Below are 24,891 nucleotides of genomic sequence, written 5' to 3' on the forward strand. Positions count from 1 at the left end.
CCGCGGAAGCGTCAGGAGGCGATCAGGTCGTCGATCTGGTTGATGGCCGACGACGCACCCTCCACGACGCCCATGTCCAGCACCTGTCGAAGCGCCTCGGCGGAGGAGTAGGCGCTCACGTAGGTCGCGCGGGTGCCGCCGTCGTGCTCGGCGAACGTGTACACGTTCCTCGAGACCGGCAGGTCGGGGTTCGGGTTGAAGTCCGCGTCGGCGAAGCCGTCGAGGAACGAGAAGCTCGTCGGCTCATCGACGGCCGTGATCTCCCAGTACCCGGCGTACTTCTCCCCGTCGGGGCCGGTCATGAAGTACGTCGTGCGGCTGCCGGGCGTGAGGCTGTGGTCGACGATGGTCGCCGGGTGGGACGGCGGCCCCCACACCCTCTCCAGCTGACGAGGGTCGGCGTAGACCTGCCAGATTCGGGCCGGCGGAGCGGCGAAGTCCGCGGTGATGGTCAGCGTCAGGTTCTCGGGGTCGTGCCGGACGTCGGTCACGGGCATGGTTCAGTCCTCCTGGGTTGGGTCGGATGCGATGAGGTCGTCGACGCGTGCGATGCGATCGCGCCAGAGGAGCTCCAATTCGGTGAGCATGGCGGCCACCGACCGCACGGCCGTCACGTCGCCGCTGGCCAGCTGCTCGCGACCGCTTCGTCGTTTGGTGATCAGTCCGGCCTTTTCCAGCACGACGACATGCTTTTGCACCGCCGCGAAGCTCATGTCGTACTTGAGTGCCAGCGCGGAAACCGAGTGTTCCCCGGCCAGCGTTCGGCGCATGATGTCGCGCCGGGTTCGGTCGGCGAGCGCGTGGAACAGGGCGTCCACCCGGTCCTCCTGGTCTACGGTCACCCGTCCAACCTACAACCAAATGGTTGTAGATTGTCAAGAGCGCGGCGCTGGCCTGCGATTTCTGCGCACGTCACCGCCGCTGATAGACTCGCCAGCCGATACGGCGTGTGCTGCAGTCCGCGGCGGCCACGCACCAGAGTTTTCGCGGCACCGATTGATGGAGATATTTTCGTGGCGCTGACCGCCGAGCAAAAAAAGGAAATCCTGGGCACCTACGGCCTGCACGACACCGACACCGGTTCCCCGGAGGCGCAGGTCGCGCTGCTGACCAAGCGGATCGCCGACCTGACCGAGCACCTGAAGGTGCACAAGCACGACCACCACTCGCGGCGGGGCCTGTTGCTGCTGGTCGGGCGCCGGCGCCGGCTGCTCAAGTACGTCGCCCAGATCGACGTCGAGCGGTACCGCTCGCTGGTCGAGCGCCTGGGCCTGCGCCGCTGACCCGGGTCTACTGAGCGCTACGCCCGCCCGTGTAGAGTGGGAGCGTTCTGGGCCGGTTCGGCCCGAACGAACGGTGCGGCCACGCAGATCCGCGTGTGCCGTTCCAGCGTGTCATGACGGGAGCAGCCCAGTCTGTATCGGGCGGTCTTCGGTAGTGGCAGCCGGGCTCCCCGGATCTGGGGCAGGTCGGCCGCTTCGATCGATGGCCGTAGCCGCATCCAGACTTTTTCCTCTCGTAGGAAGCTCTCGGGTTCAAGCGTGACGACGCGAAAAAGCTGAATACCCAGAGAGGCCGTACGGACACCCATGTCTGTCGCTGAAATTGAAGAAGGCGTGTTCGAGTCAACCGCCGTTATCGACAACGGGAGCTTCGGCACCCGCACCATCCGTTTCGAGACCGGCCGGCTCGCCCAGCAGGCCGCCGGCGCCGTCGTCGCCTACCTCGACGACGAGAACATGCTGTTGTCGGCGACCACCGCCAGCAAGAGCCCCAAGGAGCACTTCGACTTCTTCCCGCTGACCGTGGACGTCGAGGAGCGGATGTATGCCGCCGGCCGCATCCCCGGTTCGTTCTTCCGTCGCGAGGGCCGGCCCTCGACCGACGCGATCCTGACCTGCCGGCTCATCGACCGGCCGCTGCGCCCGTCCTTCGTCTCCGGGCTGCGCAACGAGATCCAGGTCGTGGTCACGATCCTGAGCCTGGACCCCAACGACCTCTACGACGTCGTGGCGATCAACGCCGCGTCGGCGTCCACCCAGCTGGCCGGGCTGCCGTTCTCCGGCCCCGTCGGGGGCGTGCGGGTGGCGCTCATCGACGGCACCTGGGTCGCCTTCCCGACCGTCGAGCAGCTCGAGCGGGCCGTGTTCGACATGGTGGTCGCCGGCCGCATCGTCGGCGACGGTGACGCTAAAGACGTGGCGATCATGATGGTCGAGGCGGAGGCCACCGAGAAGGTCATCGAGCTCGTCGAGGGCGGCGCGCAGGCGCCGACCGAGACCGTGGTGGCCGAAGGCCTGGAGGCGGCCAAGCCGTTCATCGCGGCGCTGTGCACCGCGCAAGAGGAGCTGGCCCAAGCGGCCGCCAAGCCCACCGGCGAGTACCCCGTGTTCCCCGACTACGGCGACGACGTCTACTACTCGGTGGCCTCGGTGGCCACCGACGAGCTGGCCAAGGCGCTGACCATCGGCGGCAAGGCCGAGCGCGATCAGCGCACCGACGAGATCAAGGCCGAGGTGCAGCAGCGCCTCGCCGAGACCTATGAGGGCCGGGAGAAGGAGGTCAGCGCGGCGTTCCGCTCGCTGACCAAGAAGCTGGTCCGCCAGCGCATCCTGACCGACCACTTCCGCATCGACGGCCGCGGCATCACCGACATCCGCGCGCTGTCGGCCGAGGTCGCCGTGGTGCCGCGGGCGCACGGCAGCGCGTTGTTCGAGCGCGGCGAGACGCAGATCCTGGGCGTGACCACGCTGGACATGGTGAAGATGGCCCAGCAGATCGACTCGCTGGGGCCGGAGACCTCGAAGCGCTACATGCACCACTACAACTTCCCGCCGTTCTCCACCGGTGAGACCGGCCGTGTCGGTTCGCCCAAGCGGCGCGAGATCGGGCACGGCGCCCTGGCCGAGCGGGCCCTGATCCCGGTGCTACCGAGCGTCGAGGAATTCCCGTACGCCATCCGGCAGGTGTCCGAAGCGCTGGGGTCCAACGGCTCGACGTCGATGGGATCCGTGTGCGCCTCCACACTGGCGTTGCTCAACGCCGGCGTGCCGCTCAAGGCGCCGGTCGCCGGCATCGCCATGGGCCTGGTCTCCGACGACGTCGAGGTGGACGGCAAGACCGAGCGCCGCTTCGTCACCCTGACCGACATCCTGGGCGCCGAGGACGCGTTCGGCGACATGGACTTCAAGTGCGCCGGCACCAAGGACTACGTCACCGCGCTGCAGCTGGACACCAAGCTCGACGGCATCCCGTCGCAGGTGCTCGCGGGCGCTCTGGCGCAGGCCAAGGACGCGCGCCTGACGATTCTCGAGGTGATGGCCGAGGCGATCGACGGGCCCGACGAGATGAGCCCCTACGCGCCGCGGGTCACCACGATCAAGGTCCCGGTGGACAAGATCGGTGAGGTGATCGGGCCCAAGGGCAAGGTCATCAACGCCATCACCGAGGAGACCGGCGCGCAGATCTCCATCGAGGACGACGGCACCGTGTTCGTGGGCGCCACCGACGGGCCCTCGGCGCAGGCCGCGATCGACCGGATCAACGCGATCGCCAACCCGCAGCTGCCGACCGTCGGCGAGCGGTTCCTCGGAACCGTCGTCAAGACAACCGATTTCGGTGCCTTCGTGTCGCTGCTTCCCGGGCGCGACGGGCTGGTGCACATCTCCAAGCTCGGCAAGGGCAAGCGCATCGCGAAGGTCGAGGACGTCGTGAACGTCGGAGACAAGTTGCGGGTCGAGATCGCCGACATCGACAAGCGCGGCAAGATCTCTCTGGTCCTGGTGGAGGAAGACAGCTCGGCCCCGGCCGACGCCCCGGCGGCCGCACCTGCCGATGCCGCGACCGCGAGCAGCTGACCGCGCCGCGGCCCTGCGCCGCGGCAAGCACACCTTAGAGGTCGAACCCTCGACCGCGCTGCGCCGCAGCACGCTTCCGGGTGGTCTGCGCGTCGTCACCGAGTACCTCCCGGCGGTGCGTTCGGCCTCCGTCGGGGTCTGGGTCGGCGTGGGATCGCGGGACGAGGGTGCCACCGTGGCGGGAGCGGCGCACTTCCTCGAGCACCTGCTGTTCAAATCGACGCCCACCCGCAGCGCCGTGGACATCGCGCAGGCGATGGACGCCGTCGGCGGGGAGCTGAACGCGTTCACCGCCAAGGAGCACACCTGCTACTACGCGCACGTGCTGGACAGCGACCTGGAACTGGCGGTCGACCTGGTCGCCGACGTGGTGCTCAACGGTCGCTGCGCCGCCGAGGACGTCGAGCTGGAACGTGACGTGGTGCTCGAGGAGATCGCCATGCGCGACGACGACCCCGAGGACGCGCTGGGCGACATGTTCCTGGGCGCGATGTTCGGTGACCATCCGGTGGGCCGGCCGGTGATCGGCACCGCGCGCTCCGTGTCGTCGATGACCCGGGCCCAGCTGCACTCCTTTCACGTCCGGCGCTACACGCCGGAGCGCATGGTGGTCGCGGTGGCCGGCAACGTCGACCACGACGAGGTGGTCGCGCTGGTGCGCGAGCACTTCGGGCCGCACCTGGTCCGCGGGCGCCGGCCGATAGCCCCGCGCAAGGGCGCCGGGCGGGTGACCGGACGGCCCGGCCTGATGCTGGGCAACCGGGACGCCGAGCAGACGCACGTGTCGCTGGGCGTGCGCACCCCCGGGCGTGGCTGGCGGCACCGCTGGGCGCTGTCCGTGCTGCACAGCGCGCTGGGCGGCGGCCTGAGTTCCCGCCTGTTCCAAGAGGTTCGGGAGTTGCGGGGGCTGGCTTATTCGGTCTATTCCACGGTCGACATCTTCGCCGACAGCGGCGCGCTTTCCGTCTACGCCGCCTGCCAGCCCGAGCGGTTCGCCGAGGTGATGCAGGTGACCAACGAGGTCCTCGAGTCGGTGGCCCGCGACGGCATCACCGAAGCGGAGTGCCGCATCGCCAAGGGGTCGCTGCGGGGCGGGCTCGTCCTCGGTCTGGAGGATTCCAGTTCCCGGATGAGCCGGCTGGGCCGCAACGAACTGAACTACGGCGAGCACCGCAGCATCGAGCACACCCTGCGGCAGATCGACCAAGTGACCGTCGAGGAGGTCAACGCGGTGGCCCACCGGCTGCTGAGCCAGCCGTACGGCGCCGCGGTCCTGGGCCCGTATGCCTCCAAACGGTCACTGCCCCAACAACTTCGGGCGATGGTATCTTAACCCGCATGTTCGCCTCCTCACTCGCGCCGTGCCGGCGCTCGCCGTCAGCGAATTAGCCCCGTGGTACTGGGCTTTTGGGACATCATGGTGCCCATCGTGGGCGCGCCGATGGCCGGCGGACCGGGCACGCCCGAGCTGGCCGCGGCGGTGTCCAACGCGGGTGGGCTCGGGTTCGTCCCCGGTGGTCACCGCAGCGCGGACCGGTTCGCCGAGGACATCGCCGCCGCGCGCGCGGCGACCACCGGTCCGCTGGGCGTCAACCTGTTCGTGCCCCAACCAAGCGTCGCCGACTGGATGGCGCTGGACTACTACGCCGAAGAACTCGAGGAGATCGCCGACTACTACCAAGTCGAGGTCGGCCACCCGCACTACGGCGACGACGACGACTGGGAGCGCAAGCTCGAGGTGGTGGCCGACGTGCGGCCCGAGCTGGTGTCCTTCACCTTCGGGGTGCCGCCGCCCGACGTCATCCGGCGGCTCGGGGCGCTCGGCCTGCTGGTGATGGTCACGGTGACCTCGCCGTACGAGGCCGGCGTGGCCGTCGCCGCCGGTGCGGACAGCCTGATCGTCCAGGGCCCGGACGCGGGCGGGCACCGGGGCACCTTCGCGCCCGACATGGAGCCCGGCAACGAATCGCTGCACCACCTGATCGACCGCATCCGCCACGCCCATGACGTCCCGATCATCGCGGCGGGCGGCCTGGGCAACGCCCGGGACGTCGCCGCGGTGCTGCACCGCGGCGCGGTGGCCGTGCAGGTGGGCACCGCGCTGCTGCTCAGCGACGAGGCGGGCACCAGCACCGCGCACCGCACCGCTCTGAAAAACCCGGTTTTCGGCACGACGGTGGTCACCCGCGCCTTCTCGGGCCGCTACGCGCGGGGCCTGGAGAACAACTTCACCCGCCTGCTCGACAACGTGGCGCCGCTGGGCTACCCGGAGGTGAACCAGATGACCTCCCCGATCCGGGAGGCCGCGGCCGCCATGGAGGACCCGAACGGTATACCGCTGTGGGCCGGAACGTCGTTCAAGGAGGCCCAGCCCGGGCCGGCGGCCGACATCATCGCCAGCCTGGTGGAGTCCGACTAGGCCAGCAGGCTCGCCGGATCGGTGAACGGCAGACCGAGGTCGGCGGCCACCCGCTCGGACAACAGCGCCCCGCCGTGCGTCGAAAGGCCTTTACCCAGAGCGGGATCCGACCGGCAAGCCGCCTGCCAGCCGCGGTCGGCCAGCGCCAGCACGTACGGCATCGTCGCGTTGGTCAGCGCCACGGTTGACGTCTTGGGTACCGCGCTGGGCATGTTCGCCACGCAGTAGAACTGGGTTTCGTGCACGGCGAACGTCGGGTCATCGTGGGTGGTCGGCCGGGAATCGGCGAAGCAGCCGCCCTGATCGATCGAGATGTCGACCAGCACGGCACCCGGTTTCATCTGCGCCACAAGTGAATTCGAGATCAGCTTGGGCGCCTTGCCGCCGGGTAGCAGGACCGCCCCGATCAACAGGTCCGCGCGCGTGACGGTGCCCTCCAGCTCGTAGGCGGACGAGTAGCGCGTGCGGACCTGTCCGCCGAACTCCGCGTCCAGGAGCCGGAGCTTGCCGATGTTGACGTCGAGCACCGTCACGCTCGCGCCCATGCCGTTGGCGACCCGGGCGGCGTTGTAGCCGGCCGTACCGGCGCCGATCACCACCACGTCCGCGGGTTTGACGCCCGGGACCCCGCCCATCAGCACCCCGCGCCCGCCGTGGGAGCGCATCAGATGGTAGGCGCCGGCCTGCGCCGAGAGTCGGCCGGCGACCTCACTCATCGGAGCCAGCAGCGGGAGGGCGCCATCGGAGGTCTGCACGGTCTCATAGGCGATCGATGTTGTGCCGGAAGACAATAGCGCCTCGGTGCAGTCGCGGGAGGCGGCCAGGTGCAGGTAGGTGAACAGCACCTGCCGCGCGCGCAGCAGCCCGTATTCGGACGCGATCGGTTCCTTCACCTTGAGCAGCAGATCGGCTTCGGCCCACACCTGTTCGGCCGAGCCGGCCAACTGGGCGCCCGCGGCCTTGAACTCCTCGTCGGGGATCGACGATCCCTCCCCGGCGCCCGCCTGGACGAGCACCTCGTGGCCGCGGCGGCTCAGTTCGGCGACGCCGGCGGGCGTGATCGCCACCCGGAATTCGTTGGCCTTGGTCTCGGTCGGTACGCCGACTCGCATGAATTACCCCTTGCTTTGGTTCGCCCTCAAGTGTGGAGAAAGTTCGGATGCGCCGCAATCGACGTGGAGCGGTCCGCACCGTGGCTATGATCGGCGCATGACTGACCCCTGCGTGACGGAAACCGTGCAGGTCAACGCCCGCCCGGACGTCGTGTACCGGCTCATCACCGACCTGCCCACCCTGGCCTCGTTCGCCGAGGAAGCCGAGGCGATGGAATGGCGCAAGGGGAACGCGGCGCGCCCCGGGGCGGTGTTCACCGGGCACAACGCGAGCGCCAAACGGCGCTGGAGCACCAAGTGCACGGTCACCGACGCGGAACCGGGCCGGCTGTTCGCGTTCGACGTGCGGCACTCCATGCTGCCGATCGCGCGCTGGCAGTACGACATCGAGGCGGCCGACGGTGGTTGCCGGGTCACCGAGAGCACCTGGGACCGCAGACCCGGCTGGTTCCGCACGATCGCGGGTAAGGCCACCGGTGTTCCAGATCGCGTGGCCGCCAACGCCGAACACATCCGGCTCACCCTGCAGCGCCTCAAGCAGCGCGCCGAGTCGGAAGAGCCGTGACCCCGCGACGCGAGCCCTCCGTAGCCGTTGTCGGAGCGGGTATGTCGGGGCTGTGCGTCGCAATCGCGTTGCTGCGCAGCGGCATAACCGATGTCACGATCTACGAGAAGGCCGACGAGGTCGGTGGCACCTGGCGGGAGAACACCTACCCCGGCCTGGTCTGCGACATCCCGTCGCGGGTCTACCAGTACACGTTCGCCCAGAACCCGAACTGGTCGCACCTGTTCTCGCCCGGCGGCGAGATCCAGGCCTACCTCCGCGATGTCGCCGACCGGTTCGGACTGCGCGATCGCATCCGGTTCGGCACCGAAATCTCCCACGCCCGCTTCGAGGACGGCCGGTGGCGGTTGCGCGCGGCCGCCGGCGAGGAGTCGACCGTCGACTTCTTGATCTGCGCCACCGGTGTACTGCATCACCCGCGCCTGCCGTCGATCCCCGGCCTGGACGACTTCGGCGGGCGCGCCTTTCACTCCGCGCGCTGGGATCACGCCGTCGACGTGCGCGGCCGCCGGATCGCGATCGTGGGCAACGGCTCGACCGGGGTTCAGCTGGTCTGCGGCCTGGCCGGTGTCGCGGACCGCGTCATGCTCTTCCAGCGCACCGCGCAGTGGGTGCTTCGCCTTCCCAACCCCCGCTACAGCCGGCTCACCAGCATCACCCACAACCGGTTCGGCTGGCTAGACCGGCTGGCCTACCGGTGCTACAGCTTCGGCTACGACACCTTCGCCGCCGGGCTCACCAAGCCGGGACTGCGCCGAAAGATCATGGGGGCGCTGTGCCGCGCCAGCCTGCGCGAGGTCCGCGACCCCGAGCTGCGCAGGGCCCTGACCCCGGACTACACGCCGATGTGCAAACGGCTGGTCATGTCCAACGGCTTCTACCGCGCGATGCAGCGCGACGACGTCGAACTGGTCACCTCCTCGATCGACCACGTGGAACGGCGCGGCATCGTGACCGAAGACGGTGTCCTGCACGAGGCGGACGTCATCGTGCTGGCCACCGGGTTCGACACCCACGCGTTCTTCCGGCCGATGCAGGTGACCGGCCGCGACGGTATCGCCGTCGACGACGTGTGGCGCGACGGTCCGCGGGCCTACCGGACGGTGGCGCTGCCGGGCTTCCCCAACTTCTTCATGATGCTCGGGCCGCACAGCCCGGTCGGCAACCTCGCGCTGACCACCGTCGCCGAATCGCAGGCCGACCACATACTGCGGTGGATTCAGCGTTGGCGCCGTGGCGAATTCGACACGGTGGAGCCCACCTGGCCGGCGACCGAGAGCTTCAACGCCAGGCTGCGTGCCGCGATGCCGGACACGGTGTGGACCACCGGTTGCGACAGCTGGTATCTCAACAAGGACGGGGTGCCCGAGGTGTGGCCCTTCACGCCCGGGGAGCATCGCGCCATGCTGGCCAGCACCGATCTCGGCGAGTACGACTTGCGACGACACGTCACCGCCGGCTGAGCCGATAGCCTAGATGGGCGACCTTGACCCCGGGCAGCGGCTCCCAGTCCAGGGTGCGTCCGTCGGCGTGAAAGCCGTTGCTTTCGTAGAACTTTCGCCCCTGCGTGTTGCGCTCGGCGCACCACAGGACGAGGTCGCCCGAGCGGCTTTCGCGCAGCGCCGTGGCGAGCAAGCGGGTGCCGACACCGTGGCCCTGGGATTCCGCCGCGATGTACAGGGAGTCCAGTTCCACCTGTTCGGGGTTCGCGGGATCGGGGCCGAAGATGGTCATACCGATTGTCGCCGAACCGGATTCGGCGACCCACATGCTCCAGTTGCGGCGTTGCAGGATGCGCGGATAGGCGAGGATGGCCCAGCGCCGGGGCGATCCGAGCACGTCGAGCGTGGAGTCGGGCAGTATGCCGGCCCAGGATTGCCGCCAGACCGGATAGTGCATCTCGGCGACCGGGGCGAAGTCACTCGGTCCGGCTCGGCGGATCGTGACGCCGCCGGCGGTCACGGCCTGGACTGCTCCAGGTAGGCCGCCAGCGCATTGGTCAGGCCGCGGCGCGCCATGTCCAGGTCGGCGTACGAGCCGAGCTGGCGCTCGGAGACCAGCCCGCGCATCGCGCCGGGGATCAGGGCGGCGACCTCGCGCACCCGATCCGGGTCGACGTCCAGGCCGGCGAACGCGTTCTGGCAGGTTTCCAGCCAGCTCTTGCCCCAGGAGAACAGCTCGGCGGCGGTGCGCGGGAACAACCGCTCGAGCTCGCCGGGGTCACGGGGGAGGGCCGCCCGCAGGTTCTCGATCGCGCGCGAGTCCGCCGACGCCAGCCCGTTGTACAGGGTGTCGATGATGGCGCCGACCCGCTCGCGCAGGGGCGCGTCGGTTGAAATCGGCGTCGACAGAGTCGAGAAGGTCGCGGCGCGCCGCTCGGCGGTGCGGTGCAGCACCGCGGCCCAGAACCCGTCCGTGTCGCCGAACTGGTATTGCACGGCACCCCAGGTGGCGCCGATCTCCTTGGCGATCCGATTGGCCGACACCGAGCCCGGGTCACCGGAGGCCAACGACTTCAGCGCGGCCTCGAGCATGCTCTCGCGCGTGGCGTTGCCCCGCCGGTTCGGGCGCCGGTTCGCGGTTCCCGCCCCGCTGACCTGCCGAGTCATTTGCAGAGCCTATCGCGCACAACGGCGGAATTTTCATAGAGGGTACTTTGATTTGTCTGCGGCCCGGCCTATCATTCGTTTCAAGGAGGGATCCCGCATGGCTAAGCCGCCGTTGTCGATGGAACCAACCGGCTGGTTCCAGGTCGCCTGGTCCGACGAGATCGGTGTCGGCGACGTGCACAAGATGAAGTACTTCGGCCAGGAAATGGTCGCCTGGCGGGCCGAGTCCGGGCAGCTCACCGTGATGAACGCCTACTGCGAACACCTCGGCGCGCATTTGGGGTACGGCGGCACGGTCGTCGGCGAGATCTTGCAGTGCCCGTTCCACGGGTGGCAGTGGAGCCGGGAGGGCCGCAACGTCTGCATCCCCTACCAGGATCGGCCCAACCGCGGCAGGCGCATCCGCACCTATCCCGTGGTGGAACGTAACTCGTCGGTCTACATCTGGCACGACGTCGAGCGCCGCGAGCCGTACTTCGACGCCCCCGACGTGTTCGGCGCGTTCCACGACGACAGCAGCGCCGACGACTACTACCCCCAGCAGCGGTTGTACCGGCCGGGCCTGGAGCTGCACCCGCAGTATGTGCTGGAAAACGGCGTCGACTTCGCGCATTTCAAGTTCGTGCACAACACGCCCATCGTGCCGGTGTTCACCCGCCACGACTTCGACGAGCCGGTCTCCTTCGTCGACTTCACCATCACGTTCGAGGGTGACGACGGGCAGAAGATCGAGGACGTCAACAGCGGTGTCGAGGCCATCAACGGCGGCCTGGGCATCGCGGTCACCAAGAGCTGGGGGATGATCGACAACCGCACCATCTCCGCGGTCACCCCGGTCGACGAGTGCACCTCCGACGTCCGGTTCATGGTCTACATCGGCCGCACCCCCGGCAAGGACCCGGAACGGGCCGAGCGCAAGGCGGCCGAGTTCGGCCGCGAGGTGATCCGGCAGTTCGAGCAGGACATCGAGATCTGGCGGCACCAGCGCTACTCCGACCCGCCTGCGCTGGCCACCGACGAGTACGAGGGCTTCACCGCAATCCGCGCGTGGGCCAAGCAGTTCTATCCCGAGGCATTCGCACTACAGGAAGGCTCCACGCAATGAGTAGCTCACCGATTCGCGTCTTCCAGGTGGGAAGCGGAAACGTCGGTTCGGAGATGATCAAGCGAATCGCCACCTATCCCGGCCTCGAACTCGTTGGCGTGCATTGCTATTCGCCGGAGAAGGTCGGCAAGGACACGGGCGAGTTCGCCGGCGCGGCGCCCAACGGGGTGAAGTTCACCGGCTCCATCGACGAGATCATCGCCGCCAAGCCGGACGTGCTGACGTTTCACGGCGTGTTCCCCGACGAGGACCTGTATGTGAATGTGCTCGAGGCGGGCATCGACATCGTCACCACCGCCGACTGGATCACCGGCTGGCACCGTGACAAGAACCACCCGCACCCGTCGGGCAAGCCGGTGAGCCAACTGCTGGCCGAGGCCTGCGAAAAGGGCGGGGCGACGTTCTACGGGACGGGAATGAACCCGGGCCTCAACCAGATACTCGGCGTGGTGTGTTCGGCCGACGTCGCCGATATCGAGAACGTCACCACGATCGAATCCGTCGACGTGTCATGCCACCACTCCAAGGACACCTGGATCGAGGTGGGCTACGGCCAGCCGGTCGACGATCCGGAGATCCCGTCGAAGCTGGAGAAGTACACCCGGGTCTTCGCAGACAGCGTGCTGATGATGGCCGACTGCTTCGACCTGCCGCTGGACGAGGTGAAGTTCAGCTACGAGCTGGGCGCCTGCATCAAGGACGTGGACCTGGGCTGGTACACGCTGCCCAAGGGCTCGCTGGGCGGCAACTACATCAAGTACCAGGGCATGGTGGACGGGGTGCCCCGGGTGGAGACGCACCTCGAGTGGCAGATGACGCCGCACACCGATCCGAGCTGGAACATCAAGGGCTGTTACATCACTCAGATCCAGGGCGACCCGTGCATCTACAACAAGCACATGATCTTCCCCAAGCCCGGCGTGGATCTTTCGAACCCGGACAACTTTGCCTCCATCGGCATGACCGTCACCGGGATGCCCGCGCTGGCGGCCATCAAATCGGTCGTGGCGGCCCCGCCGGGGCTCATCACCAGCGCCGACCTGCCGCTGCGCGGGTTCGCGGGGCGGTTCAAGAGGTGAGCGCGCGGGGGTCAAGGGTCTTCGGCGCGTTCGGGGTGGTGGTAGTCGTTCGTGCGCTGCCCGCGGTCTTGCTCCGGCGGCGGTAGCCACTCGGTCCGGCCGTCGGGCAGCTTCCTTGTCCGCCAACCCTTTTCGATCAGCCTGTGATGCGGCGTGCAGGCGAAGGTGAGTGTGTCGGCGTCGGTCAGCCCGCCTGCGGCCCACTCGTCGAGATGGTGCACCTCGCACCAATAACCCGGCGCGTCGCAGCCGGGATGCGTGCAGCCGCGGTCCTTCGCGTACAGGACGATGCGCTGATCCGGCGTGGCGATTCGCCGCGACCGGCCGAGATACAGCGGGCGGCGCGAGTGTTCGTCGAACACGGCCAGATAGTGGTAGGCGTGGCGCGCCATCCGGATCACGTCGCGCATCGGCAGCACCGTTCCACCGCCCGTCACCGCGCGCCCGGTGCCGGACGTCAGCTCCTGCAGCGTGGTGGAGACGATGACCGTGACAGGTAAACCGTTGTGCGCACCCAGTTGCGGGTTGCCCAGCTGACCGCGTACCAGGGCGTTGATCGCGTCATGCTGACGCTGCGCGTGGCTGCGCGTGTCGCCGCTCGCGGACTCGTCGTTGGGTTCTCCGTCGAGACAAGGCTTTTCGTCGTCTGGATTGCACATGCCGGGGGCGGCGAAGCGCGCGAGCCAGGCGTCGAGGTTGGCCCGCAATTCCGGGGAAGCGACCAGCTTCCCGATGCTCATCCCGTCGGACCGCTGCCCGGCCCAGGTGAAGCCGCGCTGCCGGGCGCGGTCGATGTCGGAGAAGTTCCCGTCGGGATTGATCCGCAGCGCGCACCGGTGCGCGACCTTTTCCAGCTGGTCGGGCCGCAACTGCACCGCCTGGCGGGCCAGGAATCGCTCGGCGGCGTCGACCGTCACGGCGGGTACGGCGTCGGGCAGGTCGCGAAAGAAGGTCTGGATCACGCGCAGGTGCTGCGCGTCGAGCGCTCCGCCGCGCCAGGCCTCGGCGGTGGCGGGCAACTCCGGCGGCAATGGCTGGCCGGTGAGGGTCAGGCGCGGCGTGAGCTGCCTGGCGTCTCGAATCCGCCGGCATGCCTCGCTGTAGCTGATCCGCAGCCAGTCGCCGATGACCTTGTGGACCGGCCCACCCAGGTCCCCGGCATCCTCTGGCGCCAGGCCCGCGATCAGGTCGTGACTCGTCGCAACCTGCTGGCGGCGCGCGGTCTCCATCCGCTCCAGCACCCGCAGCCGGACGGCGGGGCTCAGCGCCCGCAAGTTGAGCGCGCGCACCGACGCGCCGGCCGCGTCCAGCGCGTCGAGCGCCGCGGCCACCTCCTGCGGCACGTCGATCGAACTCATGTTCGAACAATAGGGCGCCCAATCCGGCCCGCGCCACCGCGAACGCGCCGGTTGTGGATAAACACCCGACTGTGGATGAATCGGCCCGGTCTAGGGTGAAGCTCATGCGGGTAGGCGTCTTGGGGGCTAAGGGCAAGGTCGGGTCGGCGATGGTGCGGGGAGTGCAGGCCGCCGAGGATCTCACCCTGTCCGCGGAGGTCGACGCCGGAGATCCGCTCAGCACGTTCACCGACTCCGGCACCGAGGTCGTCATCGACTTCACCCACCCCGACGTGGTGATCGGCAATCTGGAGTTCCTGATCGCCAACGGAATTCACGCCGTCGTCGGCACCACCGGATTCACCGCCGAGCGGCTGGAGCAGGTCGAAAGCTGGCTGGCCAAGAGTCCGAACACGAGCGTCCTCATCGCGCCCAACTTCGCGATCGGCGCCGTGCTGTCAATGCATTTCGCCAAGCAGGCGGCGCGCTTCTTCGATTCGGTGGAGGTGATCGAGCTGCACCACCCGCACAAGGCCGATGCCCCGTCGGGCACCGCCGCCCGCACCGCGAAGCTGATCGCCGAAGCGCGAAAAGGACTGCCGCCCAACCCCGATGCCACCAGCACCGGCCTGCCCGGCGCCCGCGGAGCCGACGTCGACGGCATCCCGGTGCACTCGGTGCGGCTGGCCGGATTGGTCGCCCACCAGGAGATCCTGTTCGGCACCGAGGGGGAGACGCTCACCATCCGCCACGACAGCCTGGACCGCACCTCGTTCGTGCCGGGCGTGCTGTTGGCCGTCCGCCGCGTCAGGGAACACCCGGGCCTCACCGTGGGGCTCGAGCCCCTGCTCGACCTGCGGTGAGCCCGCCGTGAACGCCGCCCTGCGCACCCAGTTGCTCATCGCGTTCCTGTGCGTCGCGATGCTGGTGTACTTCGTGATGCTGGGGCGAATGGCCGTCGCAATGATCGCCTCGGGCCGGGCCGCCGCCGTGGGGCTGGGCCTGGCGGTGTTGATCATGCCCCTGATCGGGCTGTGGGCCATGGTGGCGACGCTGCGGTTCGGGTTCGCCCACCAGAAGCTGGCCAATCTCATTGCGGCCGACGGCATGGAGCTCGACACCAGCGCGCTGCCACGGCGGGCGTCGGGCCGCATCGAGCGTGACGCCGCCGACGCCCTGTTCGCCTCCGTACGCACGGAGGTCGAAGACCACCCCGACGACTGGCGGCGCTGGTACCGGCTGGCCCGCGCCTACGACTACGCCGGGGACCGCCGCCGCGCGCGGGAAGCCATGAAGACGGCGCTCGAACTGCAGGGCCGCCAGTGAGTAAGCCAGTGAGCAAGACGCTGCTGATCGTTCACCACACACCGTCCCCGCACTGCCACGAGATGTTCGAGGCCGTGGTCTCAGGGGCCACCGACCCCGAGATCGAGGGCGTCGAGGTCGTGCGGCGACCGGCGCTGACCGTGTCGCCCGCCGAGATGCTGGCGGCCGACGGATATGTGCTGGGCAGCCCCGCCAACCTGGGCTACATGAGCGGTGCGCTCAAGCACGCGTTCGACTGCGCCTACTATCAGCTGCTCGACTCGACGCGCGGGCGCCCGTTCGGCCTGTACCTGCACGGCAACGAGGGCACCGAAGGCGCCGAGCGCGGCGTCATGTCGATCACCACCGGGCTGGGCTGGGCCAAAGCCGCAGAGACCGTGGTGGTTTCGGGCAAGCCGGACAAGGGCGACCTGCAGGCCTGCTGGGAACTCGGCGCGACGGTGGCCGCCCAGCTGATGGAATGAGCCGTCTAGGTGTGGGTCGGGTTGAACGCCTCGGCCGGTTGGGCCAGGGCCAGCGCCGAGCTGGTGCCGATCGGCCCGTGCCGGTCGAAGAGGGTGGCGGCGCCGGTGGCCACCCCTGCTGCGCCGTAATGGCTTTGCGCCGCCAGCCCCAGGAATTCACCGTCGGGCAGACGGCTGGCGGTGACGGTGTAGTCGGCGTTGATGTAGCGCAAGCCGCCTGTGCCCCAATGGGTCAGCGAACTCGTGATGTCACCGACGAAGGCCAGTCGGGTGAAGGGGGTCAGGGGATAGCCCTGCACCATCGGGCGAAAGATCCTGGTCCACGCGAACTTCTGGGAGTGGGACTGTTCCCACTCGCCGGCCGCGATGCCCGGACTGCCCGCGGCGGTGGCCCCGTAGCCCCAGATAAGAAACGGCATGTCGGCCGGGAAATCTCCGGAATCGGCCGGAAGCGGCGGCATGGCCAGGGGAGCCGACCACACCGCGCCGTCGGGATGTTCGCCTCGGCGCAGGAACAGCGCGCTGGCCCTCGCGACGGTATTGCCGTTCTGCACCAGCGCGCCGTCGACGAGCTTGATCCGCCGGCCTTCCCGCTGCACCGAGGTCCGGATCTGCACCGGCTCGAGCAACGCCGGGCGGAGCAGGTCGACCGTGAGACGGGCCGGCTGGAAGTCGGCCTCGATACCGGATTGCTCTATGCCCCAACCCAACAGACCACCGACGTTCTGGCCACCCATCGCGGCGCCCCACGGTCCCCGGGTCAGCGGGCCCGGCACGTAGGAGTCGCCGTCGACAGTGAAGAACGCCTCGGGCATGATGGCGGAATCGTCGACCGTCACGGCCATCACGATAGGACACCGGATAGTAAGGACCGGGAATGCCTCCAGTGATCGAAATCCCGCGCGCCCACAACCCGTTTCCGACGACAGGCGTGACCCGCGACGCCGACGGCGTCCCACACTACGACGATCTGCCCGCCAGCCTGGTGGACATGCTCGCCGAACAGGTCGAGCAGCGCCCGGACAGTGAGGCGGTGGTTGAGCTTGGCGCCGGCCGATTGACCTACCGCCAGTTGTGGGACCGCGCGGCCCGGGTCGCCGGGGGGCTGCGCGGGGGCGGGCTGCGGGCCGGTGATCGCGTCGCGGTGCGGTACCCCGCCGGCATCGACTGGGTGCTGGCGTTCTGGGGCATCGTGATGGCCGGTGGTGTTGCGGTGGCTGTCAATACGCGCTCGGCGCAACCGGAAGTCGAATTCGTCCTCACCGACTCGGGGGCGACGCTGGACCTGGCGGCGGGCAACCCGCTGCCCGACGGCCAGCCGTATGTGACGGAGCGACTGGGCCGCGCCGACGTGGCCGCGCTGTTCTACACGTCGGGCACCACCGGCCATCCCAAGGGGGTGCCGACGACCCACGAGGCCTTCCTGACCAACACCGAGAACGCGATCCGGTGCCTGGACCAGCCGCGCGACCTGGGCGAAGCGATGCGCACACTCATCTCGGTGCCGCTCTTCCACGTGACGGGCTGCAACTCACAACTGCTGGCCGCCACCCGCCTGGGCGGGGCCTCGGTGATCATGCCCGTCCTCAACCTGGACGAGTTGATCGCCTCGCTGGCCGCCGAGCGCATCTCGGTCATGGTCACCGTCCCGGCCGTCTACGCACTGATGTTGCGGCACAACGGGTTCACCGACGCCGACGTCTCCGGCGTCCGCTGGGTGGGTTACGGGGGCGCCCCGATCGCCCCGTCGCTGGTGCGTTCGGTGCAGGACGCCTTTCCGCGAGCCACGGTGTTCAACGGCTACGGCATGACCGAGTCGGCGTCGCTGATGACCGTGCTGCCGAGCCGGGACGCCGTCGATCACGCCGACTCGGTCGGGTACGCGGTCCCGTCCGTCGACCTCGGCCTGATTTCGTTCGGCGGCGACGAGGAAGGCGTCGGCGAGCTGGTGGTGCGCGGCGCGAACATCACCGCCGGGTACTGGAACCGGCCGGAGGCGACCGCGGCAACCATCGCGGACGGCTGGCTGCACACCGGCGACGTCGTGCGCGTCGACGAGGCGGGCCGGGTGCACATCGTCGACCGGCTCAAGGACATCATCAACCGCGGGGGTGAAAACGTCTCGAGCGTCGAGGTGGAGGCCGTGCTGCTGGCCGCGCCTCACGTCGCGGACGCGTGCGTGCTGGCGGTTCCCGACGACGTCATGGGCGAGAAGGTGGGCGCGGTGTTGTTCGGCGGTTCGGACGAGATCGACGTGCCGGCGGTGCTCGACCACTGCCGCGAGCAGCTCGCCGATTTCAAAGTGCCCCAGTACGTCACCGTGGTCGACAGCGCGCTGCCGCGCAACGCCGGCGGCAAACTGCTCAAGGGCAAGCTCCGCGAGCAGGTTCGGTGGGGGGATCCGCTGCGATGAGCGGGACGGTGCTGGTCGCCAACCGCGGCGAAATCGCGCTCCGAATCGTCCGCACCGCAACAGAATTAGCGATGCGATCGGTCGCGGTTTACGCCGAGGACGACGCCGAGAGCCCGCACGTGCACGCGGCCGACGAAGCGATCGGCCTGCCCGGCGCGGGGCCACGCGCCTACCTGGACCAGCCCGCCGTGCTGGCCGCGGCGAAAAGCTGCGGCGCCGAGCTCATCCACCCGGGCTACGGATTCCTCAGCGAGAACGCAGAATTCGCCCGGGCCTGCGCCGGCGCCGGGCACACCTTCGTCGGACCGGACGCCGACGTGCTCGAACTCGTGGGCAACAAGTCCGCCGCCCGCGGCGCCGCCGTCGCGGCCGGGGTGCCGGTGTTGCCCGCCACGGACGGACCGAGCAGCATCGCGGACATCGAGGCGTTCTTCGCCGCGCAGGGCGGCGCCGTCATGATCAAGGCGCTCGCCGGAGGGGGTGGCCGGGGGATGCGCACGGTGCGCAGCGCCGAGGAGATCGCCGCCGCGTACCAACAATGCGCCGCGGAGGCGCAACTGGGCTTCGGAGATCCGGCGCTGTTCGCCGAGGCGCGCCTCGACGGCGCGCGGCACATCGAGGTGCAGGTGGTCGCTGCGCCCGCGGGACACCAGACGCGCGCGCTCGCGCTCGGCGACCGTGACTGCAGCATCCAGCGGCGTTATCAGAAACTCGTCGAAATCGCACCCGCCCAAGGGCTTTCCGAGGCGCTGCGGCATGACCTGCACCGGGCGGCGGTCCGGTTGTGCGCGCGGGTCGGGCTGCGCGGGCTGGCCACGGTCGAATTCCTGGTGGCCGGTGAGGAGTTCGTGTTCCTCGAGGTCAACCCGAGGATTCAGGTCGAGCACACCGTCACCGAGGAAACGACCGGGTTCGACCTGGTGGCCGTCCAGCTGGCGATCGCCGGGGGCGCCTCCTTCTACCAGCTCGGGCTCCCTGCCGGCATCGCCTCCGACGGCAACGAAGTCATGGGCGAGCCCGCCGCGCACCGTGGCATCGCCATTCAGGCGAGGGTGAACATGGAGACCTTCGCCCCGGACTTGTCGGTTGTGCCCGCGGCCGGCACCCTCACCGTGTTCTCGCCGCCGAGCGGCCCCGGAATCCGCGTCGACACCTACGGCCGGGCCGGACTGGTCGTCAGCCCGCACTACGACTCACTGCTGGCGAAGGTCGTCGCTCACGTACACGGGTCGTCGCCGCAGGCGGCGCTGCGCAAGGCCCGCACCGCCCTGGCGGAGTTCGGCATCGAGGGCGTCCGTACCAACATCGACTTCCTGCGCGAGCTGCTGTCCCAACCGCAAATCGAATCCGGTTGGGTGAGCACGGGTTTCCTCGACGAGAAGCTGCCCGAGCTCGCCGCGGCCGCGGCGACGCACCGGCACGCGGATCCCGTCGTGCCGGTCGAGCTGTATCCCGGTGAGGACGTGCTGCGCGCGCAGCTGGCGGGCACCGTGATCGAGGTGGCGCCCGAGTGCGCCGACTTCGGTGCGGGCAGTCAGCTCGTCGTCCTCGAATCGATGAAGATGCAGCACGTGCTCACCGCCCCCGACGCGCTGCGAACCGTCCGCGTTCTGGTAACGCCCGGGCAGGTGGTCGGAACCGGCGACCCGTTGCTGGTCTTCACCCGCACCGGCGACGGCGCCGGCGGCGACTCCGCCGCCGACGCAACGGATCTCGATCGGCCGCGAGCCGACCTCGACGAGGTGCGCCGACGGCATCTGTTCACTCTCGACGAGGGCCGCGAGGCCGCGGTTGCCAAGCGGCACAAGCAGGGCCGTCGTACCGCGCGGGAGAACATCGCCGACCTGATCGACCCCGGCAGCTTCATCGAATACGGCGCGCTGGCCATCGCCGCACAGCGCAGCCGCCGCTCCGAAGAAGACCTGATCGCCAACACGCCGGCCGACGGCCTGGTCGCCGGGCTGGCCACGATCGGCGCCGCCCGCTTCGGGCGGGCGGTCGCCGAGGCGGTCGTAGTGTCCTACGACTACACCGTGCTGGCCGGCACGCAAGGCATGCGCAACCACGCCAAGACCGACCGCGCGTTCGACCTGGCCGTCCGAAAACGCTTGCCGGTGGTGCTCTTCGCGGAGGGCGGCGGCGGCCGCCCGGGGGACACCGACGTGGGTGGCGCCGCCGGGCTGGACGTGCCGACCTTCCGGATGCTGGCCGGGCTGAGCGGTCGGGTGCCGTTGATCTCGATCGTGTCGGGCAGGTGCTTCGCCGGGAACGCCGCGCTGGCCGGGGTCTGCGACGTGATCATCGCGACCCCGGACGCCAACATCGGGATGGGCGGGCCCGCCATGATCGAGGGCGGCGGTCTCGGTGTATATCCGCCGGAGGCGATCGGCCCGATCGGTGTCCAGCGCCGCAACGGCGTCGTCAGCCTGGTCGCCCGCGACGAGGCGCACGCGGTGTCGCTGGCCAAGCAGTATCTGTCGTATTTCCAGGGCGGCGTGGACGATTGGGCGGCTCCGGACCCGCGGCTGTCTCGGCATGTGGTGCCGCAGAACCGGCTACGCGCCTATGACGTTCATCGGGCGATCGAGGCGATCGTCGATACCGGCTCGGTGCTGGAGCTGCGGCCCGACTACGGCGTCGGCATAGTCACCGCGCTGGTCCGCGTCGAGGGCGCGGCGTACGGGCTGATCGCGAACAGCACGCATCACCTCGGCGGCGCCATCGATGCCGAGGCCGCCGACAAGGCCGGCGACTTCCTTGCGCTGTGCGAATCGTTTCGGCTGCCGCTGATTTCGCTGTGCGACACCCCGGGCTTCATGGTCGGGCCCGACGCGGAGAAGGACGCGGCGGTCCGGCGATTCGGGCGGATGTTCATCCTCGGCGCGCGGCTGACCGTGCCGGTCGGGATGATCATCCTGCGCAAGGGATACGGGCTGGGCGCGATGGCGATGGCCGGGGGGTCCTTCCGGGCGCCCCAATTCACCGTCGCCTGGCCGACCGGCGAGATCGGCGGGATGGGACTGGAGGGCGCTGTGCGCCTCGGGTTCAGCAAGGAGCTGGCCGCCGAGGGCGACCCCGCCAAGCGTCAGGAACTATTCGACAAGCTGGTCGCCGCGGCCTACGACCACGGCAAGGCGCTGCGGGCGGCCACCACGTTCGAACTCGACGACGTCATCGACCCCGCGGACTCCCGGGCCTGGATTGTGAGGCTCCGGGAGCCGCGGAGATCGCGGTGACCGAACCGATCAGGCGTGGCCGCCGCCGCAGCCGACGCCGGGCAGGCAACCCTGCCCGCCCGGAATGCCGCCGGGCCCCGCGTTCTGGCCGCCCGAGCCGCAGCCGACGCCCGGGACGCAGCCCTGACCGCCGGGACCGCCGCCGGGGCCCTGGTTCTGTCCGCCGGAGCCACAGTTGCCGTTGCCGTCGCAACCGCCGCCGCCCGGGTCATCCTTGATGACCACGTGGGAGGGCGCCGCGGACGGTGCGGGTGCCGAAGCGGGGGAATCGGTCATGGCGATCGGCGCAACGGCGATCGCGGCGGCCGCAGCCCCGCCCATCACCAGTCTTTTCGTAAGGGTTAATTTCGAGAACATGCGGGTCGCATACCACCGACCCACACGTGTAAAACATCCATGTAGCGAACGGGAAACCGTTGGCTTTCGCGCGACGGAAGGCGCACCACGATGACCTCACAGGACCTGACCGGCCGGACCGCGATCATCACCGGCGCCTCGCGCGGGATCGGGCTCGCGATCGCCCAGCAGCTCGCCGGGGCCGGAGCCAACGTGGTGCTAACCGCCCGCAAGCAGGAGGCGGCCGACGAGGCGGCCGCACAGGTGGACGGCAACGCCCTGGGGGTCGGCGCGCACGCCGTCGACGAGGACGCCGCCCGGCGCTGCGTCGACCTGACCTGCGAGCGTTTCGGCGGCGTCGACATTCTGATCAACAACGCGGGCACCAACCCGGCGTACGGGCCGCTGATCGACCAGGACCACGCCCGATTCACCAAGATCTTCGACGTGAACCTCTGGGCCCCGCTGCTGTGGACCTCGCTGGTCGTCAAGGCCTGGATGGGTGAGCACGGCGGCGCGATCGTCAACACTGCCTCCATCGGCGGCCTGCACCAATCGCCCGCCATGGGCTTGTACAACGCCACCAAGGCCGCACTGATCCACGTCACCAAGCAACTGGCGCTGGAACTTTCGCCCCGAATCCGCGTCAACGCCATTGCCCCCGGGGTGGTGCGCACCCGGTTGGCCGAGGCGTTGTGGAAGGACCACGAGGATCCGCTGGCATCCTCGATAGCGCTCGGACGCATCGGCGAGCCCGTCGACGTGGCAGGCGCCGTGGCCTTCCTGGTCTCGGACGCCGCGAGCTGGATCACCGGCGAGACCATGGTGATCGACGGCGGGCTGCTACTCGGCGCCGCACAAGGCTTTCAAACTCGGCCGCAGGGCTAGCCATGACCACCGAAGACCTGGCGGTGGATCTCAAGGCGCGGGTGCAGGCGCTGCTCGACGAGCACGACCCGGCCACCACCGACCCGCGGGAATTCCTTGGCGCGCAGTACGACGCCGGCCTGGCCTGGGTGCACCTGCCGCGCGGCTTCGGCGGGCTGGACCTGCCGCGCAAGGCCCAGGAACTCGTCGACGCGCAACTGGCCGCCGCGGGCGCGCCGGTGGGCGGCACCGTCAAGAACTTCATCGGCATGGGCATGGCGGCGCCCACCATCGCGGCGTTCGGCACCGACGAACAGAAGCGAAAGTTCCTGCGCCCCTTGTTCACCGGTGAACAGGTCTATTGCCAATTGTTCAGCGAGCCCGGCGCGGGCTCGGATCTGGCCGGGTTGGCCACCCGCGCGGTCCGCGAGGGTGAAGACTGGATCGTCAACGGGCAGAAGGTGTGGACGTCGATGGCGCAGCACGCGCAGATGGCCATCCTGGTCGCCCGCACCGACCCGACGGTGCCCAAGCACGCGGGCCTGACGTACTTCCTGTGCGACATGACGCAGCCCGGCGTCGAAGTGCGGCCGCTGCGGCAGATCACCGGCGAGGCGGAGTTCAACGAGGTGTTCCTCACCGACGTGCGGGTGCCCGACTCCAACCGGCTCGGCCCGGTCGGCGGCGGCTGGCGCGTCGCGACCACCACGCTCAACAACGAGCGCGTCGCGATCGGTACCCGCGCCGGGACACCGCGCGAGGGCGGGATCATCGGGAAGGTCACCAAGGCGTGGCGGGACGAGCCCGGGCTGCGCAATCCCGCGATGCACGACGAGCTGATGAAGCTGTGGGTCGACGCGGAGGTCCTGCGGCTGGCCGGCGAGCGCCTGCGGCAGCAGGCCCAAGCCGGTCAGCCCGGTCCCGAAGGCGCCGGCATGAAGGTGGCCTTCGCCAGATTGGCGCAAGCGATTTCGGGGTTCGACATCGAGCTGCACGCCGAGGCGGGGCTGCAGTACGACGACTGGACCATGCGCAGGACCGAAGTCGTCGACCTGGTCGGTCGGGAGCCCGGGTACCGCTACCTGCGCGCCCGCGGCAACTCGATCGAGGGTGGCACCTCGGAGATCCTGCGCAACACCATTTCCGAGCGCATCCTCGGGCTGCCGGGTGAGCACCGCGTCGACAAAGACGTCGCCTGGAAGGACCTGCCGCGATGAGCGACCTGTTGTACTCCGAAACCGAGGACGCCCTGCGCGACAGCGTTCGGCGCCTGTTCGCCGACCGCTGCCCGCCCGAAGCGGTCGCACGCGCCTATGACCCTACGCCACAAGACTTTTCGGGCCTGTGGCGGACGCTGGCCGCCGAGTTGGGCGTCGCCGGCCTGTTGGTCCCGGAGTCACTCGGCGGCGCGGGCGCGGGGGCCCGCGAGGCCGCGGTCGTGATGGAGGAGATCGGCCGGGCCGTCGCGCCGGTGCCGTTCTTGTCCAGCGCGGTGCTGGCCACGGTCGCGCTGTTGCGCGCCGGCGATACCGAGACCGTGTCGGCGCTGGCGCGGGGTGAGCTGACCGCCGCGTTGGCGGTGCCGCTGTCGACCGCGCCCGGCGATCCGATCGGACTCGTCCCCGGCGGCGCGGACGGGCTGAGCGGATCGGTCACGAGCGTCGCCGGCGCCGCCGAGGCCGACGTGCTGGTGGTGCCGGTCGCGGGCCCGGATGGGCCCGAGCTGCACACCGTCTCGCGCACCGCGGCGGGGGTGGAAGTTTCGCCCCTGTTGGCGTTGGACATGACGAGACCCCTTGCCGACCTCAGCTTTTCGGCGGCAAAGTCGTCACGCGTCGGCCCTGCGGACGGGCCGATCGACGCGGCTCTGCGCACGGGGGCGGCGCTGCTTGCGTCCGAGCAACTCGGAGTCGCCCAGTGGTGTTTCGAAACCACGCTGGATTATGCCAAGCAGCGCAAGCAGTTTGGTCGCGCAATCGGCTCCTACCAGGCGATCAAGCACCGGCTCGCCGATCTGTGGTTCGAGGTCAGCGCCGCGACGGCGGCGGCCCGCCACGCCGCCGACACGTGTGCCCGCGCCGACGAAGACGCCGCCGTCGCCGCGGCGCTTGCCCAGGCGTATTGCAGCGGCGTCGCCGTGCACGCCGCCGAGGAATGCGTCCAGCT

24 protein-coding genes are annotated in these 24,891 nt (G+C 69.4%); 16 read left to right on the forward strand and 8 right to left on the reverse strand.

Going from position 1 to position 24,891, the window contains the following annotated elements; genetic code table 11:
- Positions 1 to 11 precede the first annotated feature (11 nt).
- Positions 12 to 497: an SRPBCC domain-containing protein gene (locus tag A5704_RS21250; protein ID WP_067750928.1), complete on the reverse strand. Its 486-nt coding sequence runs from the start codon at positions 495 to 497 to the stop codon at positions 12 to 14.
- A 3-nt stretch (positions 498 to 500) separates the two neighbouring features.
- Positions 501 to 842: a helix-turn-helix transcriptional regulator gene (locus A5704_RS21255; RefSeq protein WP_067750922.1), complete on the reverse strand. Its 342-nt coding sequence runs from the start codon at positions 840 to 842 to the stop codon at positions 501 to 503.
- 171 nt (positions 843 to 1,013) lie between these two features.
- Here A5704_RS21255 and rpsO point away from each other — a divergent pair, with 171 nt between their 5' ends.
- The 4 genes from rpsO to A5704_RS21275 all read left to right on the forward strand — a co-directional run bounded on the left by rpsO (position 1,014) and on the right by A5704_RS21275 (position 6,276).
- Entirely contained in the window at positions 1,014 to 1,283 is a 270-nt protein-coding gene (gene rpsO, locus A5704_RS21260) for a 30S ribosomal protein S15 (protein WP_003878661.1), read from the forward strand.
- A 306-nt stretch (positions 1,284 to 1,589) separates the two neighbouring features.
- Positions 1,590 to 3,857: a polyribonucleotide nucleotidyltransferase gene (locus A5704_RS21265; RefSeq protein ID WP_197504940.1), complete on the forward strand. Its 2,268-nt coding sequence runs from the start codon at positions 1,590 to 1,592 to the stop codon at positions 3,855 to 3,857.
- Entirely contained in the window at positions 3,835 to 5,190 is a 1,356-nt protein-coding gene (locus tag A5704_RS21270; RefSeq protein ID WP_067750912.1) for a pitrilysin family protein, read from the forward strand. The genes A5704_RS21265 and A5704_RS21270 overlap by 23 nt, the downstream gene beginning before the upstream one ends.
- A gap of 60 nt (positions 5,191 to 5,250) precedes the next feature.
- The gene (locus tag A5704_RS21275; RefSeq protein WP_067750908.1) at positions 5,251 to 6,276 is read left to right on the forward strand and encodes a nitronate monooxygenase; all 1,026 of its coding nucleotides are present in this window, start codon (positions 5,251 to 5,253) and stop codon (positions 6,274 to 6,276) included.
- Here A5704_RS21275 and ald read toward each other — a convergent pair.
- Positions 6,273 to 7,388, reverse strand: a complete 1,116-nt coding sequence (ald, locus tag A5704_RS21280; RefSeq protein ID WP_067780280.1) for an alanine dehydrogenase — start codon at positions 7,386 to 7,388, stop codon at positions 6,273 to 6,275. The genes A5704_RS21275 and ald overlap by 4 nt on opposite strands.
- Before the next feature lie 97 nt (positions 7,389 to 7,485).
- On the opposite strand from ald, the gene A5704_RS21285 reads away from it, so the two are divergent.
- Positions 7,486 to 7,953 carry an SRPBCC family protein gene (locus A5704_RS21285; RefSeq protein ID WP_067890883.1) on the forward strand — a complete coding sequence of 156 codons (468 nt, stop codon included), beginning with the start codon at positions 7,486 to 7,488 and terminating at the stop codon, positions 7,951 to 7,953.
- The gene (locus A5704_RS21290) at positions 7,950 to 9,416 is read left to right on the forward strand and encodes an NAD(P)/FAD-dependent oxidoreductase (RefSeq protein WP_082950491.1); all 1,467 of its coding nucleotides are present in this window, start codon (positions 7,950 to 7,952) and stop codon (positions 9,414 to 9,416) included. The genes A5704_RS21285 and A5704_RS21290 overlap by 4 nt, the downstream gene beginning before the upstream one ends.
- On the opposite strand, the gene A5704_RS21295 is transcribed toward A5704_RS21290, so the two are convergent.
- Together A5704_RS21295 and A5704_RS21300 are read right to left on the reverse strand one after the other, a co-directional pair.
- Positions 9,403 to 9,915 (reverse strand): GNAT family N-acetyltransferase, encoded by a 513-nt coding sequence (locus A5704_RS21295; RefSeq protein ID WP_067750891.1) that lies wholly within the window; start codon positions 9,913 to 9,915, stop codon positions 9,403 to 9,405. The genes A5704_RS21290 and A5704_RS21295 overlap by 14 nt on opposite strands.
- On the reverse strand, positions 9,912 to 10,487 hold the full coding sequence (locus A5704_RS21300) for a TetR/AcrR family transcriptional regulator (protein ID WP_156669994.1): 576 nt from the start codon (positions 10,485 to 10,487) through the stop codon (positions 9,912 to 9,914). Before A5704_RS21300 ends, A5704_RS21295 begins: the two co-directional genes overlap by 4 nt.
- 172 nt (positions 10,488 to 10,659) lie before the next feature.
- On the opposite strand from A5704_RS21300, the gene A5704_RS21305 reads away from it, so the two are divergent.
- Both A5704_RS21305 and A5704_RS21310 read left to right on the forward strand, forming a co-directional pair.
- Complete coding sequence (locus A5704_RS21305; RefSeq protein ID WP_067780274.1) at positions 10,660 to 11,667, forward strand: Rieske 2Fe-2S domain-containing protein; 1,008 nt, start codon at positions 10,660 to 10,662, stop codon at positions 11,665 to 11,667.
- Entirely contained in the window at positions 11,664 to 12,746 is a 1,083-nt protein-coding gene (locus A5704_RS21310; protein WP_067890886.1) for a dihydrodipicolinate reductase, read from the forward strand. Before A5704_RS21305 ends, A5704_RS21310 begins: the two co-directional genes overlap by 4 nt.
- A gap of 11 nt (positions 12,747 to 12,757) precedes the next feature.
- On the opposite strand, the gene A5704_RS21315 is transcribed toward A5704_RS21310, so the two are convergent.
- Entirely contained in the window at positions 12,758 to 14,104 is a 1,347-nt protein-coding gene (locus tag A5704_RS21315) for an HNH endonuclease signature motif containing protein (RefSeq protein ID WP_067890889.1), read from the reverse strand.
- Positions 14,105 to 14,208: 104 nt separating this feature from the next.
- Between A5704_RS21315 and dapB the strand changes: the two genes are divergently transcribed.
- The 3 genes from dapB to A5704_RS21330 all read left to right on the forward strand — a co-directional run bounded on the left by dapB (position 14,209) and on the right by A5704_RS21330 (position 15,873).
- Entirely contained in the window at positions 14,209 to 14,946 is a 738-nt protein-coding gene (gene dapB, locus A5704_RS21320; RefSeq protein ID WP_067750947.1) for a 4-hydroxy-tetrahydrodipicolinate reductase, read from the forward strand.
- A 58-nt stretch (positions 14,947 to 15,004) separates the two neighbouring features.
- Positions 15,005 to 15,409 (forward strand): hypothetical protein, encoded by a 405-nt coding sequence (locus tag A5704_RS21325; protein WP_156669993.1) that lies wholly within the window; start codon positions 15,005 to 15,007, stop codon positions 15,407 to 15,409.
- 62 nt (positions 15,410 to 15,471) lie between these two features.
- On the forward strand, positions 15,472 to 15,873 hold the full coding sequence (locus A5704_RS21330; protein WP_197498962.1) for a flavodoxin family protein: 402 nt from the start codon (positions 15,472 to 15,474) through the stop codon (positions 15,871 to 15,873).
- Between the two features lie 5 nt (positions 15,874 to 15,878).
- Here A5704_RS21330 and A5704_RS21335 read toward each other — a convergent pair whose 3' ends face one another.
- The gene (locus A5704_RS21335; protein ID WP_197504939.1) at positions 15,879 to 16,712 is read right to left on the reverse strand and encodes an acyl-CoA thioesterase domain-containing protein; all 834 of its coding nucleotides are present in this window, start codon (positions 16,710 to 16,712) and stop codon (positions 15,879 to 15,881) included.
- Positions 16,713 to 16,750: 38 nt separating this feature from the next.
- Between A5704_RS21335 and A5704_RS21340 the strand changes: the two genes are divergently transcribed.
- Both A5704_RS21340 and A5704_RS21345 read left to right on the forward strand, forming a co-directional pair.
- Entirely contained in the window at positions 16,751 to 18,286 is a 1,536-nt protein-coding gene (locus tag A5704_RS21340; protein WP_197504938.1) for a class I adenylate-forming enzyme family protein, read from the forward strand.
- The gene (locus A5704_RS21345; protein ID WP_067890892.1) at positions 18,283 to 21,522 is read left to right on the forward strand and encodes a carboxyl transferase domain-containing protein; all 3,240 of its coding nucleotides are present in this window, start codon (positions 18,283 to 18,285) and stop codon (positions 21,520 to 21,522) included. The genes A5704_RS21340 and A5704_RS21345 overlap by 4 nt, the downstream gene beginning before the upstream one ends.
- Positions 21,523 to 21,531: 9 nt before the next feature.
- On the opposite strand, the gene A5704_RS21350 is transcribed toward A5704_RS21345, so the two are convergent.
- Positions 21,532 to 21,879, reverse strand: a complete 348-nt coding sequence (locus tag A5704_RS21350) for a PE-PGRS family protein (protein WP_067750810.1) — start codon at positions 21,877 to 21,879, stop codon at positions 21,532 to 21,534.
- Positions 21,880 to 21,969: 90 nt separating this feature from the next.
- Between A5704_RS21350 and A5704_RS21355 the strand changes: the two genes are divergently transcribed.
- From A5704_RS21355 to A5704_RS21365, 3 genes are all read left to right on the forward strand, one after another.
- Positions 21,970 to 22,746, forward strand: coding sequence for an SDR family oxidoreductase (locus A5704_RS21355; RefSeq protein ID WP_067750805.1), 777 nt, complete (start codon positions 21,970 to 21,972; stop codon positions 22,744 to 22,746).
- 2 nt (positions 22,747 to 22,748) lie between these two features.
- Positions 22,749 to 23,942 (forward strand): acyl-CoA dehydrogenase family protein, encoded by a 1,194-nt coding sequence (locus A5704_RS21360; RefSeq protein ID WP_067750799.1) that lies wholly within the window; start codon positions 22,749 to 22,751, stop codon positions 23,940 to 23,942.
- Positions 23,939 to 24,891: acyl-CoA dehydrogenase family protein (locus tag A5704_RS21365; protein WP_067750793.1), on the forward strand; the 953-nt coding region annotated here is incomplete at its 3' end. The genes A5704_RS21360 and A5704_RS21365, both read left to right, overlap by 4 nt.

The organism is Mycobacterium sp. E735 (assembly GCF_001666955.1).
Taxonomy (GTDB): domain Bacteria; phylum Actinomycetota; class Actinomycetes; order Mycobacteriales; family Mycobacteriaceae; genus Mycobacterium.